This is a genomic window from Pseudomonas frederiksbergensis (assembly GCF_900105495.1).
GTDB classification, from domain to species: Bacteria; Pseudomonadota; Gammaproteobacteria; order Pseudomonadales; family Pseudomonadaceae; genus Aquipseudomonas; species Aquipseudomonas frederiksbergensis.
The window spans coordinates 2949163-2971032 of sequence record NZ_FNTF01000002.1 but is presented as its reverse complement, the minus strand read 5'-3'; the positions used below and the strand labels follow the sequence as shown (position 1 = coordinate 2971032).

Here is a 21870-nt window from a genome sequence, read left to right as displayed (position 1 = left end):
TGCGTCTCAACACAATTTGCCATTACACAGGTTGGAGCAAACACGCGGGAGAGATAGAATCCCCCCCAATTTTGACCAAACGTTCGATGAGTTGAGCTTGAGACGCCTCGCAGAGATGGGCGGCGTCGGTAAGTCATTCAAAATACATACTAAATTTAACAGGCTACGCCTCGAAGGGAGCATATCGATGCAGCAAATCAATAATCTCAGCGCGAAAATTGCGAAGTACCGGGATCAGATCGATGCATCCATTCAGCGCGTGGTATCCAGCGGGTGGGTAGTCCTGGGTCCAGAGGTCAAACGTTTTGAATCATCCTTCGCCGAATATCTGGGTGCCAGCCACTGCGTCACCGTAGCCAATGGCACCGATGCAATCGAATTGGCCCTCAAGGCATTGGGTGTCGAAAAAGGTGACATCGTCGCTACGGTCGCCAACGCTGGCATGTATACCACCACGTCGGTCCTGGCCATCGGCGCAGTCCCTGCCTTCATGGATGTCGACTTCGATACCCAGGTCGTCACACTCGCTGAAGTGAAAGCTGCCGTTGAAGCGGGCGCCAAAGTCGTCGTCGTCACTCACCTTTATGGCTTGGCCATCCCGGAAATCCGGGAGATTGCGACTTTCTGTGCGGACAACGGCATTCCACTCCTGGAAGACTGTGCACAAGCTCACGGCGCCAGCATGCACGGCAAACGTGTAGGCACATTCGGGGACGCTTCGAGCTTCAGTTTCTACCCAACAAAAAACCTCGGCGCCCTTGGCGACGGTGGTGCAGTAGTCACCAACTCTGCCGAGATTGCGCAGCAAGTTGCTCAATTGCGTCAATATGGCTGGTCCTCCAAATACTGCGTGGAGTTGAGTGGAGCCAGAAACAGCCGCCTGGACGAAATGCAAGCCGCCATCCTTTCCGAGTTCTTGCCGCACCTTGATCAGGGTAATGCGCGACGCAACGAAATTGCCGAACGTTATCGCAACGAAATCAAGCAACCCGAGATTGTTCACCCGCGAGGCAACAGTGACGCCTGGGTCGCTCACCTGTATGTGATCAAGAGCGTGAAACGTGACGCTTTGCAGCAACATCTACGCGGCCTGCAAATCGCTTCCGAAGTTCACTACCCGATCCCTGACTACAAACAACCCATATTCAAGAACGCCAACACAGACTTCCACTTGGCCAACACCGAGCGTCTGGCCAAAGAAATCCTGACATTGCCATGCTATCCAGAAATGGAAGAGCACGAAGTCAGCGCAGTGATCAAAGCCGTCAACGGATGGGTTGCATGACGTATTCGATCATCATCCCGGTTTACAAAAACGCAGAATCCATTCCGCGCTTGATTCAGGCACTCAGCGAAATCAACGAGAGCTTGAACAACGAGGTAGAAGCGGTTTTTGTCGTCGATGGCAGCCCAGATGCATCGTTTGCGTTGATTCAAAAAGAACTGCCGAACCTGCCGTTTGCTGCGCAGCTACTGGCGCATTCGCGAAACTTCGGTTCATTCCCGGCGATTCGAACAGGCTTGATGGCGGCCACCGGCGAGTACTTCGGCGTCATGGCTGCTGACCTGCAGGAGCCGCCGGAACTGTTGATCAGTTTCTTTCAATCACTTTCAAATGATGAGTGCGATGTTGCCATCGGCACGCGCAACGCCCGTAAAGATCCTTTTTGGAGCCGCATGGCCTCTTCGATTTTCTGGGGGCTTTACAGAAAGCTTGTCGTCCATGACATGCCTAAAGGTGGCGTCGACATCTTTGGCTGCAATAACACATTCAAAGAGCAATTGTTGAAGCTTGAAGAATCTCGCTCCTCATTGATCGCACTGATCTTCTGGCTCGGTTTCAGAAGAAAATTCGTCGACTATGATCGCCAGATTCGTCAGGAAGGCAAGTCCGCGTGGACATTCAAGAAAAAGCTGGAATACATGATGGACAGCATTTTCGCCTTCACCGACTACCCCATTCGTCTATTGATAAAAATGGGCACGATCGGCTCATTAATGTCAGTCGCAATAGGCCTGCTGGTCATCATTGCAAGAATTCACGGCACCATCGCGGTACCAGGTTATGCCGCCACTATGGTCGTGGTCCTGCTGCTGGGCACCTTGAATCTTTTGGGGCTGGGCCTTGTAGGCACTTATGCCTGGCGCGCCTATGAAAATACCAAACAGCGACCGTTGGCAGTCGTGAGCATACAGTTGAACAACCGAGAGCAAATCAACCATGTCTAATCCGACAATCCACCCGAGCGCAGACGTCAAAAGTACCAACATTGGCCAAAACACCCGTGTTTGGCAGTACGTTGTTATTTTTCCTGACGCTGTCATCGGTGCAGATGTGAACGTCTGCTCTCATTGCTTAATTGAAAACGATGTCGTAATCGGCGACAGGACGACGATTAAGTCGGGCGTTTATGTTTGGGATGGCTTGAGGATTGGCAATGATGTATTCATTGGTCCAAACGTCACCTTCACCAATGACAAGTTTCCACGCTCCAAGGTTTACCCGGAAACCTTCCTGCCAACCGTAATTCACGACAAAGCTTCGATTGGCGGCGGTGCCGTCATCCTCCCTGGCGTTACCATCGGTATGGGGGCGATGGTTGGAGCCGGTGCGGTGGTAACCAAATCCGTACCTCCGTATGCGATCGTGACCGGGTCACCGGCACGGATTACCGGATACGTAGAAAATTCAGCGGCAAGTGATAACAGCGAAAAACCGAAACTCGTTGAAAATACAGAGTTGCGGGAAGGAATTACAAAGGTTGGAGTGGGCGACGTCACCTCACACAACTTCAAATACGTAGCGGACATGCGCGGCGATTTGTCGGTAGGCGAGTTTGAGAAGGAAATCCCTTTTGTTCCGAAGCGCTATTTCCTGGTATTTAACGTACCTAGTCAAAAAACCCGCGGCGAACATGCTCATCACAATTGCCACCAGTTCCTCATCTGCGTAAAAGGAAGCTGTGCGGTTGTGGTAGATGACGGACAAAACCGTGCAGAAGTAATGCTCGACGCGCCGAACAAAGGCATCTATTTACCGCCTTTGACGTGGGGCATTCAGTACAAGTACTCAGAAGATGCCGTTTTACTTGTTTTCACATCTGATTACTACGATGCAGATGACTATATTCGCGACTATTCGGAATTTATAAAAATCACTTCGAGCCTCGAATAAAGTGCCAACATTAAAAAGTGAAAGATTAAATAAGTGGTTTTTATTTCTGATCGGGGGCGGTTTAAACACCGCCCTAACATATGGGTTATACCTGCTATTAAATCTAGTCATAAATTATCAAGCATCGTACATTGCAGCCTACCTCTCAGGAATATTATTCTCATACCTATTCAACTCACAGATAGTATTTAAACTTAAAAAGACCTGGAAAGGATTACTTATATACCCAAGTGTTTACCTGATACAGTACCTCATCAGTGCTGCACTGCTCCACGTGCTCGTGGAGTCTTTCGGACTACCAAAGGAAGTAGCGCCATTATTAATCATTGTAGCGCTTCTACCTACCACCTATATTCTGAGTAAAATAGTATTGAGAGCCTCACACAAACCACAGACAAACACAGACTCTCAGGCTCCAAATGAAAAATAGAGTGATTGGAGTCTCGCCCAACGCTGCCACAGACAAGTATAGAATAATTAAATTTTTAGCAGGCCATACGCTGCCCGCGTTAATTATTGTCGCTGCGATTTGGATTCCGTTCGGCTTTGCTATGACGGGGGTCGTTGAGGAGTGGTTGGTTTTGGAGCCATTCACCACTCATGGTCTTTTCTTTCTTACAGACCTGAACAGCCCAATGTCTGCGCATGCCTTGCGGCCATTGACTGTTTTTCCTCAAGCCATAGCCTATTTCCTTGACCCACAAAGCTTTAAATATTGGCATATCATGCTTATTTTATCGCTACTGGTAAAGGCTTGGTGCTTAAGCCTTATAACGACCAAAATCACCAACTCACTAAAATGGGGAATAGCGGCGAGCGTACTGTTTCTTGTCTACCCAGCAGACACTATGCAACTATCGTTTAGATCTCTGCACATCAACTGGTCACTAGCATTAGCGTTACTTGCAACCACCATCTCTTTATATACAATTGAATCGAAAAACCAAGCCCTGTCAATATTGGGAAGCGTTATCTCAGCAGTCATTTTTACTGCTGCTTGCGCGATGTATGAAGCTTCATTGCTGCTTTCTATCTTACCTCTGCTCGTGATATGGGCTAAAGGAGGAAACTCCCATGCCATACAAACAATCAAACAAAATTTTGCTCACTTCTCAATATGGCTATCAGGAGCGATAATCTATATTTTGTACGTCATTATAACTGCTCGCCTAATATCCACCTATCAAGGCGACATAATAGGCCAGAGCAGCATTATTCAGACCATCGAAAACTCTCTACCAAAATTATTTTCCGTTGGACTACTGAGAAGTATTTTAGGCGGCTGGTTTGACGCAACAAGAATTACGACTTTAGAGTTCACCAACTATTGGTATGCGCTAGCAGCTTTAACCTTGCTAGCCATCTGCACTACTTTGACATTAAAATCTAGCCAGAACAACTTGGATGAGGACAAAGAAACTAACACTCTAATAAAAGCAAGGCGATTACTTTGTATTGGTATAGTTTTAGTGATATTGGGATATGCTCCATTCCTTATATCAGTGCCTCACCAGTATATTAGCCAGCGGACCTTTTTATTCGCCACATTGGGGGCGGTATTTTTTTCAACAGGCCTGCTTATAGCAGTTTACAAATTATCTAAAACCTTCACCGCAGTAACGGCAACTGCCTTGGTATTTATTGGCTTATCTTTTCAGCTGTATCAATTTAACCATTACGTTAGAATATCGAATACTCAAGTTTCTATACTACACGAAATATCCGAGAAATTTGATGGAAACGCGCGCGGCAAAAAGCTACTGATACTTGATAACAGCAGTCAAATTGGACATACATGGATGCTCCCCGTTGGAAATCTTCGCGGCGCATTAACATATCTTTATGGGCATACTATAGACTCAGTTGAAGTTTGTCATTTACCCAGTCGTGAATGGCAAAAAGCAGACGGTTTGGCTCGAAAGGGCTTTTGTGAAGAAAACACACAAGAGTGGATCCTTCATTATCCCGACCCGGTATCGGGTCCGGGCATGGATATACAAACCAAAAAAGAAGACGTCAAGTTGGACAAGGCGAATTTAATAGTTATAAATATTAATTCCGACTCCAACGTCAAACCACCGTCTTCGCAGACAACTCTGCCTAACAAAACCCTCCCAAGTTTCGCTAACAGCATCGCAACACCTGTGAGATACTTGAGCTTTACTAATGAAAAGAGAAAAGACTTTTACCACGGGAACTTTGGTAAATGGTGGAGCATGGAAATCCCCACAAAAGGATCTGGCTGGCGCGAGGGAGAGTGGAAGGTTAATAGTTTCTACCACGAATCTGCTGCATGGAAAACGAGTAAAGCCTCGTATTTATATTTCCAGTTCTATGCAAAACAAAAAAAATACACCCTCAGTGGGAATTTCGACTACATCGTTAGCAGCAGTATAAAGGACAGTATGAAACTTTTGCTGAACGGGAAAGAAATTCCAATTCACTGGCAGCTAAACGGCGAATTTAAAGCGCCGGTGACTCCAGAACAACTTGTTTCTGGCACCAACGAATTAAAGTTCATATCGGACGTGGACGAAAAATATTATGGTTTTTCTGCACGTTTAAGCTGGGTCGAGATTAAAATATCTGAACAACAATAAATTGCCAAACAACGAAGCCGACTCACCCGTATTACGGCCCACGCGTCATAATCGGGATAACGGTAATTCGCAAACGTTACCGCGGTTTCGGTTGCTAGTAAAAAAAGGATGCGCACATTGAGTAACGATGCAATAACCATGGTCGATCTGTCAGCACCAACATTCCGGCACCCGCTCGCCCTAATCTTAGCGGCGTGGCTAATCTACCTGGGAATGTTTGGTTTGCTGCAAGTGTTTAACACCGGAGTCGGCTTCGAGATCTGGCCAATAGGTGAGGACCGCAATTGGATATATTTATTAAAGAGCGGAAACCCCGTCCAAACATTTCAAGAGTTTTGGGCGCTTGATCATCGAAACCCGCTGGCCGCATTCTGGTGGTTACTGGCTTCACCTATCATTAAGCTCTCGGATTGGGGTTTGCATGCAGTGGCACAAATTGTCTCACCTATTGTAGCGTGCGTTACCTTTTTGACTGTTGATCGTCTCGGGCATAAAAAGCATCGTCTTTTTTCTCTAATGACAGGACTCATCGTCCTGTTGTGGAACTTTCCGGCACGCCACGACCATGTCGATAGAGTGATGGTTATAGCTTTAATTTTTACATTGCTGTCGATATATTTCTATACAGATTTTATTGATAACAAACGAACTAGGAAGCTGACTCTCGCCACCTCCCTCGCGTGCTACCTTATCGCCCTATCGACATATACCATTCAAAGTGGAGCGATAATTGCCGTACTCTTCATTGCATTTTTCAGAACTTCAGGAACACTCAAAGACAAACTAAAATACGCAACGCTGGACTGTGTTATATTTTTTGCCGGTTTTGCAATTTACACTGCAATCTGGATTCACTTCGCCGGCTCAAATAGCGGGTTTAAAATTGGTCTGACGGAACTGATGTCAAATGCAATTATCAGCATAAAGGCGTTCATTTACCCACCGTCAGTTGGACAGTTTATCGATCTAGCCGATTCAGAATTCCCATCAGGGCAGCGAGCCACCTGGTACATTATTGCCGGTGTGTTTGCGGCTATTACTGTCTTTGGTTCAACCTTGGCATCCCGCCAAAGAGTCGTGTTCCCTCCGGTAGGATGGGTGCTGGTCCTACTCGTTTCTATCGGCACGCCCACTATTTTTGTCGAGGCCGGAAACCCAACATGGGGCCCTGGCAGTCGCTCTATAATGGTGCAGCAGGTATGGGAACCATTATTTCTGGTTTGCCTGATATTCATCATAGCTAGTATCCTTCGACCGCAAACTTTCCGTACCGCAGTTGCAGCTACATTGATGTGGGCACTTTGCACAAAAATTATATTTGTTGCGTTCGCCTTCAATCATTCCCAAACAACCCTGACATTTTATCAACGAAATTTAGGCGTAGCTTTGCGAACCTTGGACGAAGGTCAGACGAAGCCAATAAACTATATAATTAGGGTCGTCAACCCAGTCAGCCCAAAAGTTGGAAGCGAGCCGACTTTGCCCTCCTATGCAGCAACTGTTATAGGACGAGAGAAGACCTTTATTCGTGTGCTCATGAAAGCTCCATCACCGCTGCCATCATATGACTCCGTATGGAGAGTGGGATTCGGCAAAGATGGAGTTACAAATGGGGGCGCCTTCTTTGACAGAGCCGTGATTCCTTATGAGAATGTTAAAGTTGTAGATTTTGATGGGCTTCACCTTGTTGTGCCAACAGAACTGGACAAGAAAGACTTCGCAGACTTCCAAGTTGACTGGGCGCTCGATGGCCGAATAGTTCAGTAATATATAATTCACCTTGAACAATAGGCGATAACTCAACACCAAACAACTGGAATGCGAATGGAAGCTTTGTCGAAACCAGATAGAAAAGCCATGCTCTATACGTTGCTAGAGAGCAAACCTCAACTCTATTCTTTTGTCGCGGTATTTTTGATACTGTTTGTAACTCATCAATTATTTGGCATTGTTGTCTACCCCTTCGACTCGACAACGTATTGGAACCTAAGTACTCCTGCCTTCATTGCGAACTTCCCCGACATTGTCAGAGGATATGTCTACGCCTACCTGCTCTTTCCAATACACTTTTTAACGGATGCTATAAACGACACAGACCGTATTGTTTTCCGAGTTAGCACTTCTGCTATCTATGCCTATTTGTTGACAGGTCCAATAGCAAATTTTTTCCTGCAGTGCTTCGCCGGTCGCCTTACCGTAATACGCCGCGTTATATTTGCAATGCTTGTAATTGGCGTTTTTCCCGGATTATTCCTTTATCCGCTATCTGACATGCCCGCCGCGTTAGCTCTGATAATTGCAATAGCATTCGCAAACAGTGCGAAACGAAAGAACTGGCTAGCCTTCATGTTGTTTTCCGGAGCTGCAGCTAGTGCGGCTTACAACATTCGGACTATCTACCTCTTCGCGTTCATTGCGTTACTATTTATCATTCCATTTGTCTTCCTACGTAGCAAATCCTGGAATGCTCGGGGACTTGGAATGGTTGCGTTTATTTTAGGGGCTTTTTTTGTGGCGCTGCCACAGATGACTATTAATAAACGTATTCATAATGTAGCCACTCCATTAGTGTTCGCCACCGTCAAAGGAAAATCCTTGATGGCGACACAGCTGTATTGGGGAATAGCGATTCAGCGATACGAAACCTACAACGGTGGAGATACTCCTGCACCTAGCCTCTACTATAGGGATCCCGCTGGAATTGCCTTGCGCTCACTTAATGAATCGCTATTTACGGGCGATCCATCCATGGGTGGCTACATTGCCTTAGTGGCAAAACACCCAGTTCAGTTTCTTGGCATCTACGGAAGACACTTCATTAATGGCATTGATGTTCGTGACGGGTTGGTTTACGTCACGAAGCCTTCAATTAACAAAAGTGTCGTAGCTTTTCTTTGCTACAGTCTGTTCTTTTTTGGCGCTCTAATTCTTTGCACAAGACGAAAACCTCGATGGATTGAAGTCGCTTATCTCGCTCCCCTGCTCCTCCCGGTACTTGCAATTATTCCTGGGGCAGTAGAAACCAGATTTTTCATGCCTCTTTATCTGGTTTTGTTTGGCGCCATTGCAACCCAATTTGAGTGGTCAGCCTTTTCAACACTTCTAAAGAAATATTGGTTACCGATCCTCTTTGCTTATACATTACTTGCCGCCTCGTTTTTGGCTATAACCACTGCCGCCATGGCCTGCATATCGTATAGCTTACCCTGATTTTCAACAGCACTGGCCGTGCTGCGGGGAGCACTTCGGCAGTACGGCCATATTCCTTCAGCCATGAAGTCGCAAATGCTCAATCACAGCTGTCCATTGTCGATCGCTGTCAACGTGTTGGTGAGTGCTACCCAAGTCGGCTGGCAAATACTCGGTCGCTGTGCGTTCAGCTATCCAGAACAACGACATGGGTACGAAGCGCAGGACTACATAAATCTGCGGGGACGGCTATCGGAGCAGCAGGACGTTAAGCGCCCCTGCATGGGGATTACGAAGCCTGACGGCCTATCGCGAAAAATGGCAACGCGGGAGACTTCGCAACCTCTCTTTCCGTCAACCTCAAGCACGTATAGCGTTTGAGGCCTTCATATACCTAGCGGTCATTTACACCCAACTCAGGTGCAATTGCCTTCATAGCGTAATTTGCACCATAAGGAGTGAGATGAACGATATCTAAATAGAACGCGTCACCGCTGGATGCAGACTCTCTCATGAGACAACCGTCTTCGTTGCACATCTTTTCAACGACAGATATAAACAGCGCACCCGATTGTTGAGCCACAGATCGTAGATTTTGCTCCGCAATCCTTGTTTGGCGAATAAGCCCCTCCGGTGGTTGAACGCCATGGTCCCGTCCATATTTAGCATAATCCAGTCGCTCCGAAGGAACCCGATGCAGAGGATCACTACTCCACATATTGAAGGTTATGCGAGACGGCGCATCTTTCCATGCAGGGGCCTGACCCAAAATGATGACTCTGCGCACTCCCGTGCTCTGTATTTGTTTGATCGTAGAAGGCAGAAGCTCCTTGTTATATTCCGCCCACATTCCGGCTAAAATCACTGTATCGGGCGCCAGTTCCCGAACTTTTTCGATCGTCCACTGATTATTGCGGCTGCAGGCGACATTATCTCCCTCGTAACCAATCATTGGGGGGCAGGCCGAGGAAGTAAATTGTGCGAGCCGAAATTGACCGCTGCGATCTGCAAGGCCACGCAGGCCTGAATAAATGGCTGCTGCCCCTGAATCCCCCCATAACACCCACAACGGTGCAGTTCCTTTATCCAGGCACTCTGGAGCGTACTGCGACGCATCCTGCCCCATATCCATAAAGCAAACTCGATTACGCAATGCTGCACGATAACCGTCGAGGTTGTACTCAGTTGCTCGTTGAATAATTTCGGGATAACGAGATGCGAAACCACCAGACTTTAATATGACCCCTGACAGGACGGCCGCGACGCACATTAAAGCGCACAGTACAGAGACTTTGAATTGAGTACGCGAGCCTGAACGAAATGGCCTTTCGATATAAAGATACGTCAGAGTTGCCAACACAGCACTCGCAACCACTACCCCCAAGCGAGCAGTCCAAGGCAAACCTTCCGGGTAGGTGCTTCTGGCAAACGTCAACAACGGCCAATGCCAGAGATAAAGAGGAAAGCTGATTAACCCTATCGCTACCATCGGGCGACTATTGAGCAACACCCTGTTGACCCATGCTTCTGTTCCTGCTGCGATTAGCAGGAAGGTACCAACAGTAGGAAACAGCGCCCACTTGCCAGGAAACGGAAGCGTGTCTTTAATTCGAAAGATTGCATAAACAATGAACAGTAGGCCGATGATCGAAACAACAGAGCGCACCTTTGCTGAGCCGAAAAACGAAGTAATCACTACGAAGTAACTGCTATGTGAAATAGCTTTCGTACTGGACTTAAATGTAAGACATGCCAACGCAGCTCCGAGTATCAGCTCCCAACCGCGAGAGAGTGGAGAATAAAAAGTCGCGGTTTGATCCTCATGAATCCCAACGATATTAATCAAAAAGGATGCGCAACCCATAAGCACTACAATCAGTTGAAGAGGAAGTCGCAAGCGCCATCCTGCCCATAGCATCAGGGGCCAGACAACATAAAACTGCTCTTCGATTCCTAATGACCAGAGATGTAATAAAGGCTTTAACTCTGACGCCTTGTCAAAATACCCCGCCTCGCTCCACAAAACAAAATTGGAGACAAAGCTGGCACCTCCAAGAACATGCTTTGCCAGAAGGACCAAGTCATCCGCGAGCATCGTATTCCAACCGAATATCAAACAGCTGGCCAATACCGTCACAAGTGCAGGGAGTATTCGGCGTATGCGACGAGAATAGAATTCAGCGATGGAAAAAGTCCCCTGATACAACGTAGTCAGGATAACTTTGGAAATGAGAAAACCAGAAATCACGAAGAATATATCAACGCCTACAAAACCGCCGCGCAACACTGTTGGGAATGCATGGAAAATCAAAACTGCCAGGACAGCGATAGCACGAAGGCCATCGATATCAGGCCTGTACCCAATATGTCTTATTGAGCCACTGGTAATTTTCGAAGTAGATATTACGGCTTGAGTCTCACTAATGGACATCGTTTTCCACCAAAGCACGATTTTTTTCGGTTTTAAATTCGGCGCACTCCAGACGTTAAGTTCGGGCACCATGTAGGGCTCGGCGACGGTTGATTCGCTCAAAAGCATTGGAATAATATCATGGCACGGCCTAGCTGCTCTGGTCGAACTGAATATCAACGTTGCGGCATTCGAGCCGACGCTTTTCGTTTTTTCTAAATCGCAGCCGTAAACGAATGCAAAACCTTTATTGAGAGCGCAACGGTGTCTGATACCATGGCTACCTTTTGTATGCCCATAAGAGATTTCAGGGATGTCCATACCGACTTTGAATAATGATGGCTGCCGCTCCGATGTTGCGTTGCGTGCCGGCATGATTTCACTTGCAGTTGTCATATCCCTATTGCTTTGCTATCGCATGACGATCGGTGTAGACCTCACGGACGAGTCCTACTACTTGTCTTTTCTGGATGGTTGGCTGAAGACCGGTTTTCAGCACAGTAGCGCTCTAGGGCTACATCAGACCGCAGAATTGCTTGTCTTTCCTTTCATCAAAATCTTTGCCGCGGTTCTGCCAAACGAGCAAGGCCTGGCTCTTCTCAACAGATTTATATATCTGGTTGCGAGTCTTATCTCGGGATTCTGCTTTTTCCGTTTCGCTCGTACTCGCCAAACATTTCCTGTCGCAGTGCTTTGCGGAATCGCGGTAACGAGCTTCATCCCCTTCAGTCTTCCCTCTCCGTCATACAACACCTTGGGCATGCAAGGCATGCTTTGCGCGATCGCAGCTTATGCGATTTTTGAAGAAACGAAGCAGCTGCGCTGGTTAATAACATCAGCAGCGGCGTGGATGGTGTCAGTGCTCGCCTACCCCACGTTCGTGGTTGTTTTGGCAAGCTTCCTGGTTGCCATTGCGGCCGTACCAGTGCTACGACCTAGCTTTCGACGATATGTTGTGTGGTGCCTAACATTTCAGATCGTCGGACTCGGGCTTTTATTGTCTGCGTACGGCGTGAGCCGTTTGATGCAGATTATCGAGTTCACCAATTCATCACTTCAAGTTTCTACCGGGCTCGGAGGAAAACTATCGAAGGCGGCTGCCTTGCTTGGCGCGAGCGGCATCTTTGTAACCTTGTGCTTTGCATCAATAGCAGTCGGTATCTTCGCGGGCAAAGGGTCTAGCCGCTCTTCCCACGGATGGATCACAGCTGCAGTTATTATCGGAATTCTTATAGCTGCCCAGCTCGCAGGCCCCTTCCTTTACGCTACATCGCATGATTACGTGCTCTTACTCGCTACCGCAGGGGCGGCCTTTTTCGTTACCGAAACGATCAGGAAAGCTAGCAATGACCACGCAATGACTGCGTATTTTTTCGTAGGGCTCTTCGCTGGCATTGTTACGTCGCTAACTGCCACGAACAGCATCATTAACTTCGCCATCGGCGGGTTCACCTGCGTCTGCGTGTTTCTTCTTGCCATATTCCCGAAAAACGACGTTAAGCGTCATTCTCACTTGGCGCTTCTCTGTGGAGTCGTCGTCCTTTTTTTAATGAGCAACTTCAACTTCATTTATGGGGAAGGTGTAAATCCATTAAGTTCGGCACCTGCAAAGCGAATTGAGAACGGGGTCTTCGCCGGTCTGCTTACAACCGCAGATAAAGCCCAGGCCATTGACCAGACCACCGCGTTCTTAGCCACGATTCCGGGCGATTCAGTCGCAGTAATCGGACGGTTCCCTAGCATATATTTACTCACTGGAATGCGACCAAAAACGCTGTCAACTTGGGATTTCAGTCAACAAAATGGAGCCACACCTAAAATCGACAGTGCAATCTCTAGATTTTATTCACTCGACGCCAATCTTCCGTCAGTGGTATTAAACGTCACCGATCCTTGGACGGCTGCTCCGTCAGAGTCAGGCAAGCAGTTGCAGGCGCGTTATGTACGGGCTTCCCAAATCGACACCGGCCAATGGAAAATCGAGATACTTGTTCTGCCATCTCCCATGAAATGAGACTTTCGCGACGTGGAGTCGACAGCCGTTCGAAAATGTTTAATGCGCCTTAGCGGAAAATTAGCGTATCGATATGACGAATACGCTAATCACTTCAAAAGCGAGTGATACACATCGCTGTAGGCCTTAACCATATCATCGGCCTTGAAATACTCTTCATAACGCTTTAGAGCATTCTCCCCCATGGTGGCGGCCCTCTCTGGATCATCCCAGAGCTTCTTCATAGCGCTTGCAAGCGACGCGCTGTCTCCCGGGAGTGCCACATAGCCCGTTTCACCTTCGATATTGATGTATGTCGTGCCTGTCCCGATTTCGCAGGAGATGAGAGGCTTGCCGTACATAGCCCCTTCCAGCAGAGAGATCCCGAAGGCTTCAGACCTGAGGTGGGAGGGAAATACCAAAGCGAAACATAGAGTCATCAGTGCAGCCTTGTCGCTATCTGGCAGGCCACCGACAAAAAAGACGTTCTTAAGGTTCTCCTCTTTAACCTTCTGCTTCAGCGCCATTTCCATGGGGCCCTTCCCCATGATCACGATAGGCAGCTTTGTCTGCTGAGCAGCTTCCAGAAGAAAGTCGAGGCCTTTGTAGTAACGGAGCGCCCCAACAAACAGGAAAAAGCGTTCACCCACTGTCTCACGCCAATGAGCCAGAGAGGCATCAGTCACCTCCGAATATGTATCACGATCTATCCCGATAGGGATGACCTTCACCTTATCCACGTACTTACCCAGCGTCTCGCTACTGGCAACATAGTTGGGTGAAGACGCAACGATAACGTCGACATTTCGAAGAAATGCGCGCATGAGCGGATTATAGAGTCGGAGTAATGTCTGCTGCTTTACGATATCCGAGTGATAAGTAACAACGGTCGGCTTCTTCACTCTGGATAGAAAATGCACCATGTCCATAAATGGCCATGGGAAATGGTAATGAATAACATCGGCTTGCTCTGCGAGTTCGATGAAATCCTTGATCGCTCCAATTGAAAAGCCAGTGGAAGCGATCTGAAGATTCTCATATGACCGATGGGTGATATGGTGTCCGAGTCGTTCGTTGCGCATTGCGCCACGGGGGCTAAGGTACAGGACTTCAGATTCGATACCGTGTCGTATCCCCCCTCGGCGAGCTGAAAGATAACCTGCTCTATACCGCCCATAGTGTCTGGGTAGTAGGTCTTGAAAAAATGCAGGATTTTCAATGTTTAGGCCCCAAAAACTTTGCAGGAACTCCCACGTAGGTGCCGGCCTTTTCAAGATTGCGATTAGCGCACGCACCCGCGCCGAGCATGACATCGTCGGTCACCCGCAGCCCGTCGATCACTGTTGAGCCAGCCCCCAGGAAGCAGCGATCACCGATACGGCTTCGGCCGGCAACTACAGCACCGACAGAAATATGGTTGTAGTCACCGACTACGCACTCATGCTCGACCATTGCGCCAGTGTTGATGATACAACCACGTCCGACTGATGCCATCGGCCCAATATGGGCGTGATGAGCAATAAAGGTCCCTTCACCGATTTGGGAACCGACGCCTATGGTTGCACTGGGAGCGATGAGCGTCGCTAAATGCCATCCCTGCTGAATTACCCATTCGCACTGCTCTATTCTTTTCTTGTTGTCGCCAGCGGCGGGAACGACTGACCAATCTTCGGGCAGCTCAAAGTCCACGGACACTTTCACTGGAAACGAACAAAAAGATTCACCTGGTTTAGCGTTGGCATCGATAAAGCACAACTGCGTAATTCCCGACGCGAGTGCGACGTCAGCCACACTCCGGGCATGACCTCCAAATCCAAGAATCAGCATGCCTATGATTGGAGTCATAATTGAGCCTCCAAAGGGATACCGCCGCCTATGGAAATAGCTTCAAGAACTGTGATGTGCTCATTCACAACATCTGTCCAGGTACGCTGAATCAGGCTCTGATAGATGTTTTTCTGCAGTGCCAGAAGCTCTTCTCGATGAGCAAGTGCCCATTCAATACGGCGAGCCATATCCTCCCATTCAAAAGGGTCAAAAAATGTCGTGTCTTGAAGCTCAGGCTGATTGAGTATTTCCTCGGTAACCGCGATTCGAGCCATGACGACCGGCGTGTCTACGGACAGAGCCTCGGTAAAGGTGAATGGGCATCCCCCCTCACTCAGACTAGGGTTTATTGCCAGATCTGCCAACTTGTAACAGGCAGCGAGCTCCTGCACCGTCAAGCCGTGCAAGCATAAAACGTCATTCTCCAAACCGTGTTCGGCTATGAACTTTTTGACGGACGGATAACGCTCAGGATCACCGGTCAAAATCAGCTTGTGACTGACATATTTCTTCCTTAAAAGAAACTCATATGCGCGCAACAACATCAACAGGTTTTTGTTCGGTCTAAACTGACTTGCATAAAATATGAATTTGAATGAGGAGTTTGCAAAACCAACCGTATAATTCTGATTAGAAGATTTGCGCATCGCACTACCGAGAAGCGTTTGCGAATAATGAAGCGAGGTCGCTTCCAGATCCGAAAACCCTCGGGTTGTGACCCATTGATTCAGCATGTTAGGTGCATGGTGGATCACTGATACATTAGAAGCACGGATCGAATACTGTTCAACCAACGTATCCCACTTGATCGCGTTGCTATAGGTGACGTAATGCTGCCCGGTCTGGATTGATCTGCGAACATCTTCATAGGTTTGCAAGAAACGTTCGCCTCCAACACTCGAGAACCCGACAGGGAAGTCAGATAACACGACATCTGGCACACACATCAGACGCGGACGATTAATTTTATTGAAGGCTGGCCAGAACGCTGTAGGACTGTACCAAGCTTTTACATCAGCTAGGCTGTCAATCAATTGAAGCATCCGCTCCGACTCAATCCGCTCCATTCGCTTATAAAGCCGAAAAATGAAAGCATCGTCCTTTGGCTCGCCGACAGCCCCTCGGGCGCGTGTCAAATGGCGCCGAAAGGGCCTACTCAGTCGCTTAAAAACAAACCTGAATTTTATTAAGGAGAGGATAATCAACGCCAAAATAACGATTGGACTGAATAGGACACCAAGCCCGAGAAGAAGAAAGCCTTCTAAAAACAGCAGCGCCAGCCCCCCATAAGAATTGGTCGTTACCAATTGTTGCTCTACATGATCAAGCGCCGCACCTTTAATCGCGGAGATTCCTATGGATATTCTTTTGAGTAGTCCCGGCTTCCGTTTTCGTTTTTTTCTAGCGATGTAGGCTTCGTAGAGTCGGAGCACCATAGGTTTTTTCGAGGGCGAAACTAATTCGAAACGCTCTTTAGAAACACCTTCACTGGTAAATAGATCTTCAAGACCTTCTTTTGACCAACTTGGGCAAACCAGTACAAAGCGTACATCTTCTCGGTCGCGGGCCCCTTTCAGAAAGGCAGCAAGGTATCTACCCAATCCTTCGTGTCGTAAATCCAGACCCGGCGCGTAAGCCAGATAGATACCATATTTGTTTATAGACACTCTCGTATGACTCCCCAATATTGTGCCGCCAACTTCTCAACGCCTTGTTCTGCCAATATCTCAGGCGATGGAAGCAGGGCCTTCTTGGACAAGTATGTCAATTCCATTTCCTTCAACTTGTGCGCCATCTCTCTATAATCGGCGGCATTCATCCAGGACAATTGCAGTGAAAACTGAACATCCATCTCACGCATAGCCGGATAGTTACTACTCAGCGAGGGCACACCTAAACTGGCGGCCTCGACAACACTGAAGGAACCATTGTCAACTTTACCTGCATGCCATAGAAACGCGGCATCCGCCAAAGAACTGCGGTACTCAAAGTCCGGGAGTTCGCCAAGCCATTTAACTTTTTCCCACAGTGCGGCGCTTGAATTAACGAGCGCAGACAGAGACTTAAGATGCGGAGCACTACTCTCAAGCAGTTTGTCAGTATTTACACCTGTTACATGACAGAATAGTTGACCTCCTAGAGCCTCATAATAAAATTTGAGTGCTTTCAGTGCGTTCACATGATTCTTATGCGCACCTGCGTTAGTTGTCCATAAGAAATACGGCTGGTCGGACGCCGGGGATATCGCAGGTTCAACGTTTGAAAAAGCGGGAGCCAACATCGGTACTTTAGCGATTCGGTTTACCTCAACGCCGGCGTATTGAATGGCGTCCTGTTTCGTAAACTCAGTGGTTACAAGAAGCTTCTGCGCTCTACGCACGGCACTAATAAAATGCTCATCCCCACTTTTCGACAGCACATTCTCGTAGCGCTGAAGGTAATCATAAACCATGAATATGCATGGCCGAAGCGGCACTAAGGGAGCCTGTACACGATCAGAGACTATGATCCACGCGTCGCAGTCCAGAAGCTGTTTAATACCATCATCCGGAACCACGTATCTCACAGAGTCCGGTTCCCAGCCGTCGTGACCTGCATATCGCATGGCTCTGCGTGCAGTTTGCGCGTCGAGGGTTTTCCATTGAAAAGTGCGAAGCTGAATTCTCTCATCCTGTTCGAAAGAGTCTTCTGCCTCATCGCCAACAGACTTCAAATGCAAGAGCACAACATCGACGTCTTCTCCCCATTGCCTGCTTCCTTCATGCAAAGCTTCCGCTAGCAGATGAGCTCCACGAAGACTTCCCCCTCGATATTCGACAGGGACTACTACTGCGATTTTTTTGCGTTTGACTGGCCGCTGGCTTTGCTCCAAGCGGCTGACTTCCAGTTCTTGCAGAATTTCCTGGAAGCTACTTATCCAAGCGGCTTCACAGTTCTCTGCGCGCATGGGCTCCAGCAGTATTGCCTGACTTTTACGCACCTGCTCGATAAACTTCGAATCATCATTCAAGATGCGACGAATTTTCTCTCTCGCTTCTTTGACAGACTCGCATCGACCAGGAAGGGTCGCACCACCCATGCGATCCAAAATGCCGCCACTCATGAAGATTAGTGGCATGCCGACGCGAATGGCTTCGAAGGGGTGATAATGAATATGGTTAGGCTCGCTTGAATGATAAAACATCACTCGCGACTCTCTCATATTTCGTTCATGTTCTTCATTAGTGACAAATCCCAACACATTCGGATCATTAACTTCGATCGGCTGCGAACCGCCGATTTTATAGGGCATCCCCTGCATATCCGAAATAAAATCTTCGTACACTTTTTTATAGTAGCTACTGAAACCAATGTCCGGGCACACGAAAAAAATATGCTTCTGCTTTCCGTTCCAGATGTCATTGATTGCACAGTTATTCAGTCCCAGCGGTAAAAACGCCTTTCTTTTTTGTAGGTACATGGGCTCAGAATCGGCAAGGTGCTCGTACGCGATCCCCAACCAAAGACGTCGTCCGAGTTTTTTTACTGACTGCGTCCCTAAGGTCAGGATCTTCACGACTTCCGAGTAACTTAGGGTCTTATCCAATCCATACGCACGCCAAATGGCCGCGCCGGTGAATGAACGTGAAACCTCATTCATGAAGCCTTTTGAGTGGCAGATGAAAAAACACACATCGAAATATTTATTGGCTATATCCCAAGCTTCTTTCGAAGGAGCCACATACCAGTTTTGCTGATTTAGAACCTCTAACTCTTCAGCCGGAATAGTCAGGTTCGCATCTTCCGAATAATCTATGCTCGCCGAACGAAAACCGATTTCCTGTGGAAATGACTTTGGTAGAAAGAACTCTTTAACGCCCAAGGACTTGAGCATTTCAAGCTCGAACTTACGAGCCGCACCATGGTTCAGCAACCACATCACACGAAATGGTTTAGTTTGCATCAGAAAGTCCATTTATTTTTTTGTATTCGGCGATAGCGTCTGTTATTTCACCGTCGAACAACAACTCACCATGGTGAAAGACCAAGCCTCGGGTACAGATGGACTGCAAAGCACCAAAGTCATGAGAGGCCAGAACTAGTATCTCAGCCTTCTCGATCAGACTGGTGATACGTACTTTTGCCTTTGCCATAAAGTTGGCATCGCCCGCACCGATAACCTCGTCCAGCAGCAAAATGTCGCCACCGACCGTGGTTGAAATAGCAAACGCGAGTCGCACTTGCATCCCGGCTGAATACGTTTTAATCGGATAATCAATAAATTCGCCCAGATCGGCAAACGCTACTATTTCGTCGATCTTCTCTCGCATGAACTTTGGAGACAGACCAAGCAACAGACCACGGTACAGAATATTTTCACGCCCCGTGGCATCCGGCTCGAATCCCAAGCTCAAGTCAAACAGGGAACGAACCTGGCCCTGTACGTTCAGTTCACCACTGGAGATTGGATACAAGCCGGCAACCGTCTTGAGGAACGTGCTTTTACCCGCGCCATTGTGCCCAAGAAGTCCCACACGTTCGCCGCTGACAATTTGAACATTTATGTTCTTGAGCGCGTGAATATCGGCCACATGATTATTGGCTTCTTTTTTTGAGAAGATATTCGCCATCAATGACTTTAATGAACGTTCCTTGTAAGCAGCGGCTGCGTAATGGAGGTTGACGTTCTTTACATTGATTTGATTGATTTTATTCATTCTCATAGGTAAAAAATCACCTTCCGCTCTGCTTTGTAACCCACATACATCGCGATAAGACCAAAGAACAAAGCGGTACCCAAGCTAAAAGTGTAGTTGGCAAGAGTCGGCCATTGCCCTTGCAACAATGGCGCTCTGAACAACTGGAGAATGTGATAAATCGGATTGTAATCAACCAGTGCGTGCAGCCCACCGTTTTGAAACATTTTCGCTTCGAAGTACACTGGAGACACAAACCACAAAGACTGCATCACCAACCCGAGCGCGTGGGGAACATCGCGAAAGCGGGTACTGATGTAGGAGAGAAGTGTCGACACAGGCCAGGCTATCAAGGCTACAACGGGAAATATCGTTAACGTCGCCAACCAGCTCCAGCCGAAATTCTGCGGCATCATGATCGCGACCCAGAGATAGAGGGAAACGCTGGCCAGCATGAGCACGATTGAACTACCGAGCACTGTTCGCAAGGTATAAATTGCCAAGGGATGATTACATTGTTTAATGTAGGCATCCGCCTGTACAAAAGACAACGAACCACCAATTGTATTAGCGGAAATGAACTCCCAAACGACTATCCCTGAGAGAACATAAGGGGCGTAAGTTAATACGTCCGTATTGAAAAGTCGGCTGAATACTAACGTCAGGAGTATTGTCATACCCAATGGCTGGATAATTGACCACGTCACACCAAAAAACGATCTGCGCCAGCGAGAACGCAAATCAGCTAGAGCAAGATGTACCCAAAAATATCGAGCAGCCCAAACGCGAGAAAAATACGAAAACATTACTTCCCCTGAACAATTAAATTCGAAAGTCTGGACATTATTCGTCCTCTTTGAATTTTATGAGAATTGAGGCTGTTACCAACCTCAACCCCAAAGCAACATCAGCTGGCAAAGTAAGATCGAATTTCTTCTACTACTTGCTGCACCTGTTCACGGCTCAACGTCGGATAACTTGGAAGGTTCATCCCTCGCGAGCTAAGGTCCTGCGCTATCGGAAAGGTTTCATCCGTTTTGCAGTGCGGCATGTTGTGAGCAGGAGCGAACAAAGGGCGTGTCTCAATACCCTTGTTCTTCAAATGATCACGCAATGCCTGACGCTGGCTCGGATCATCCAACAGCACCGAGCACATCCAATATGAGTGACGTGTGCCTGGTTGCTCTGCATGCATCTGCAGCGGAAGCCCTTCGAGCGCTTCACGATACCAGTCCGCAACCTGCCGCTTGAGAGCGATGGTCTCGTCTGCACGTTCCAGCTGTGCAAGGCCGATGGCTGCGCAGATGTTGGTCATCCGATAGTTGAACGCTAATTCGTCATGCCAGTATTCGCGAGTCTTGGACACGCCTTGGCTTTTGAGGTGGCAGGCTCTTTCATGGATGTCCTTGTTTTTGGACACCACCATCCCACCCTCACCGGTGGTAATGGTCTTGTTTCCAAAAAAGCTGAACGTAGCGACATCACCGAAAGTCCCTACATGCTGACCGTTGTACAGAGAGCCGAAAGCTTCTGCGCAGTCTTCGATCAGCAGCAGGTTGTGCTCTTTGCAAAGAGCGACGACCTCATCCATGTCACACGACAGACCGTACAGGTGTACGACCATGACGGCTTTTGTTTTAGGCGTGATACGGCTGCGTATGTCTGGAACGCTGACATTCCAAGTATCAGCTCGGGATTCAGCATACACAACGCTTGCCCCGGTTTGCATGATGGTGTTGACAGACGCCACATAAGTGAGCGTTGGGACAATCACCTCATCGCCAGGCCCCAGTCCCAAAGCAACCATTGCCAAGTGCAGAGCAACTGTACCGTTGCTCACTGTAGTCGCATGTTCCGCACCAATGTATCGTGCAAACTCGCTCTCAAAGCGGGAGATAAATTCTCCGCGAGAAGAAATCCAGGTCGAATCAAGACACTGATTTACATATTCCTTTTCGCGTCCGCCCAGAAAGGGCTGATATACCGGTATCATCACAGCC

15 protein-coding genes and 1 pseudogene are annotated in these 21870 nt (G+C 48.0%); 8 read left to right on the top strand and 8 right to left on the bottom strand.

What is annotated here, in order from left to right:
• The first annotated feature begins 97 nt into the window (after positions 1–97).
• From BLW70_RS13915 to BLW70_RS13885, 7 genes are all read left to right on the top strand, one after another.
• Complete coding sequence (locus BLW70_RS13915) at positions 98–1285, top strand: DegT/DnrJ/EryC1/StrS family aminotransferase (protein WP_235865000.1); 1188 nt, start codon at positions 98–100, stop codon at positions 1283–1285.
• Entirely contained in the window at positions 1282–2229 is a 948-nt protein-coding gene (locus tag BLW70_RS13910) for a glycosyltransferase family 2 protein (RefSeq protein ID WP_074874809.1), read from the top strand. Before BLW70_RS13915 ends, BLW70_RS13910 begins: the two co-directional genes overlap by 4 nt.
• On the top strand, positions 2222–3175 hold the full coding sequence (locus BLW70_RS31355) for a WxcM-like domain-containing protein (protein WP_074874807.1): 954 nt from the start codon (positions 2222–2224) through the stop codon (positions 3173–3175). Before BLW70_RS13910 ends, BLW70_RS31355 begins: the two co-directional genes overlap by 8 nt.
• 1 nt (position 3176) lies before the next feature.
• Complete coding sequence (locus tag BLW70_RS13900; protein ID WP_074874806.1) at positions 3177–3605, top strand: GtrA family protein; 429 nt, start codon at positions 3177–3179, stop codon at positions 3603–3605.
• Positions 3595–5775 (top strand): hypothetical protein, encoded by a 2181-nt coding sequence (locus BLW70_RS13895; protein WP_139273382.1) that lies wholly within the window; start codon positions 3595–3597, stop codon positions 5773–5775. Before BLW70_RS13900 ends, BLW70_RS13895 begins: the two co-directional genes overlap by 11 nt.
• A 117-nt stretch (positions 5776–5892) precedes the next feature.
• Entirely contained in the window at positions 5893–7542 is a 1650-nt protein-coding gene (locus BLW70_RS13890) for a glycosyltransferase family protein (RefSeq protein WP_139273381.1), read from the top strand.
• 57 nt (positions 7543–7599) lie between these two features.
• Entirely contained in the window at positions 7600–8985 is a 1386-nt protein-coding gene (locus tag BLW70_RS13885) for a hypothetical protein (protein ID WP_074874800.1), read from the top strand.
• A 373-nt stretch (positions 8986–9358) separates the two neighbouring features.
• Here the strand turns inward: BLW70_RS13885 and BLW70_RS13880 are convergent, their stop codons facing one another.
• Entirely contained in the window at positions 9359–11695 is a 2337-nt protein-coding gene (locus tag BLW70_RS13880; RefSeq protein ID WP_235864999.1) for an acyltransferase family protein, read from the bottom strand.
• Between BLW70_RS13880 and BLW70_RS13875 the strand changes: the two genes are divergently transcribed.
• Complete coding sequence (locus tag BLW70_RS13875; protein ID WP_074874798.1) at positions 11688–13388, top strand: hypothetical protein; 1701 nt, start codon at positions 11688–11690, stop codon at positions 13386–13388. The genes BLW70_RS13880 and BLW70_RS13875 overlap by 8 nt on opposite strands.
• A gap of 89 nt (positions 13389–13477) precedes the next feature.
• On the opposite strand, the pseudogene BLW70_RS13870 reads toward BLW70_RS13875, so the two are convergent.
• The 7 genes and pseudogenes from BLW70_RS13870 to BLW70_RS13840 all read right to left on the bottom strand — a co-directional run bounded on the left by BLW70_RS13870 (position 13478) and on the right by BLW70_RS13840 (position 21863).
• Positions 13478–14586 (bottom strand): annotated as a pseudogene (locus tag BLW70_RS13870) (glycosyltransferase family 4 protein).
• Positions 14583–15212: an acetyltransferase gene (locus BLW70_RS13865; protein ID WP_074874796.1), complete on the bottom strand. Its 630-nt coding sequence runs from the start codon at positions 15210–15212 to the stop codon at positions 14583–14585. The pseudogene BLW70_RS13870 and the gene BLW70_RS13865 overlap by 4 nt, the downstream one beginning before the upstream one ends.
• Positions 15209–16861, bottom strand: a complete 1653-nt coding sequence (locus tag BLW70_RS13860) for a glycosyltransferase (RefSeq protein WP_235864998.1) — start codon at positions 16859–16861, stop codon at positions 15209–15211. Before BLW70_RS13860 ends, BLW70_RS13865 begins: the two co-directional genes overlap by 4 nt.
• Positions 16852–19137, bottom strand: a complete 2286-nt coding sequence (locus BLW70_RS13855; RefSeq protein WP_074874792.1) for a glycosyltransferase — start codon at positions 19135–19137, stop codon at positions 16852–16854. Before BLW70_RS13855 ends, BLW70_RS13860 begins: the two co-directional genes overlap by 10 nt.
• Positions 19127–19897 (bottom strand): ABC transporter ATP-binding protein, encoded by a 771-nt coding sequence (locus tag BLW70_RS13850; RefSeq protein WP_074874790.1) that lies wholly within the window; start codon positions 19895–19897, stop codon positions 19127–19129. Before BLW70_RS13850 ends, BLW70_RS13855 begins: the two co-directional genes overlap by 11 nt.
• On the bottom strand, positions 19894–20676 hold the full coding sequence (locus BLW70_RS13845) for an ABC transporter permease (protein WP_074874788.1): 783 nt from the start codon (positions 20674–20676) through the stop codon (positions 19894–19896). Before BLW70_RS13845 ends, BLW70_RS13850 begins: the two co-directional genes overlap by 4 nt.
• A 101-nt stretch (positions 20677–20777) precedes the next feature.
• Entirely contained in the window at positions 20778–21863 is a 1086-nt protein-coding gene (locus BLW70_RS13840; RefSeq protein ID WP_074874787.1) for a DegT/DnrJ/EryC1/StrS family aminotransferase, read from the bottom strand.
• Positions 21864–21870 lie beyond the last annotated feature (7 nt).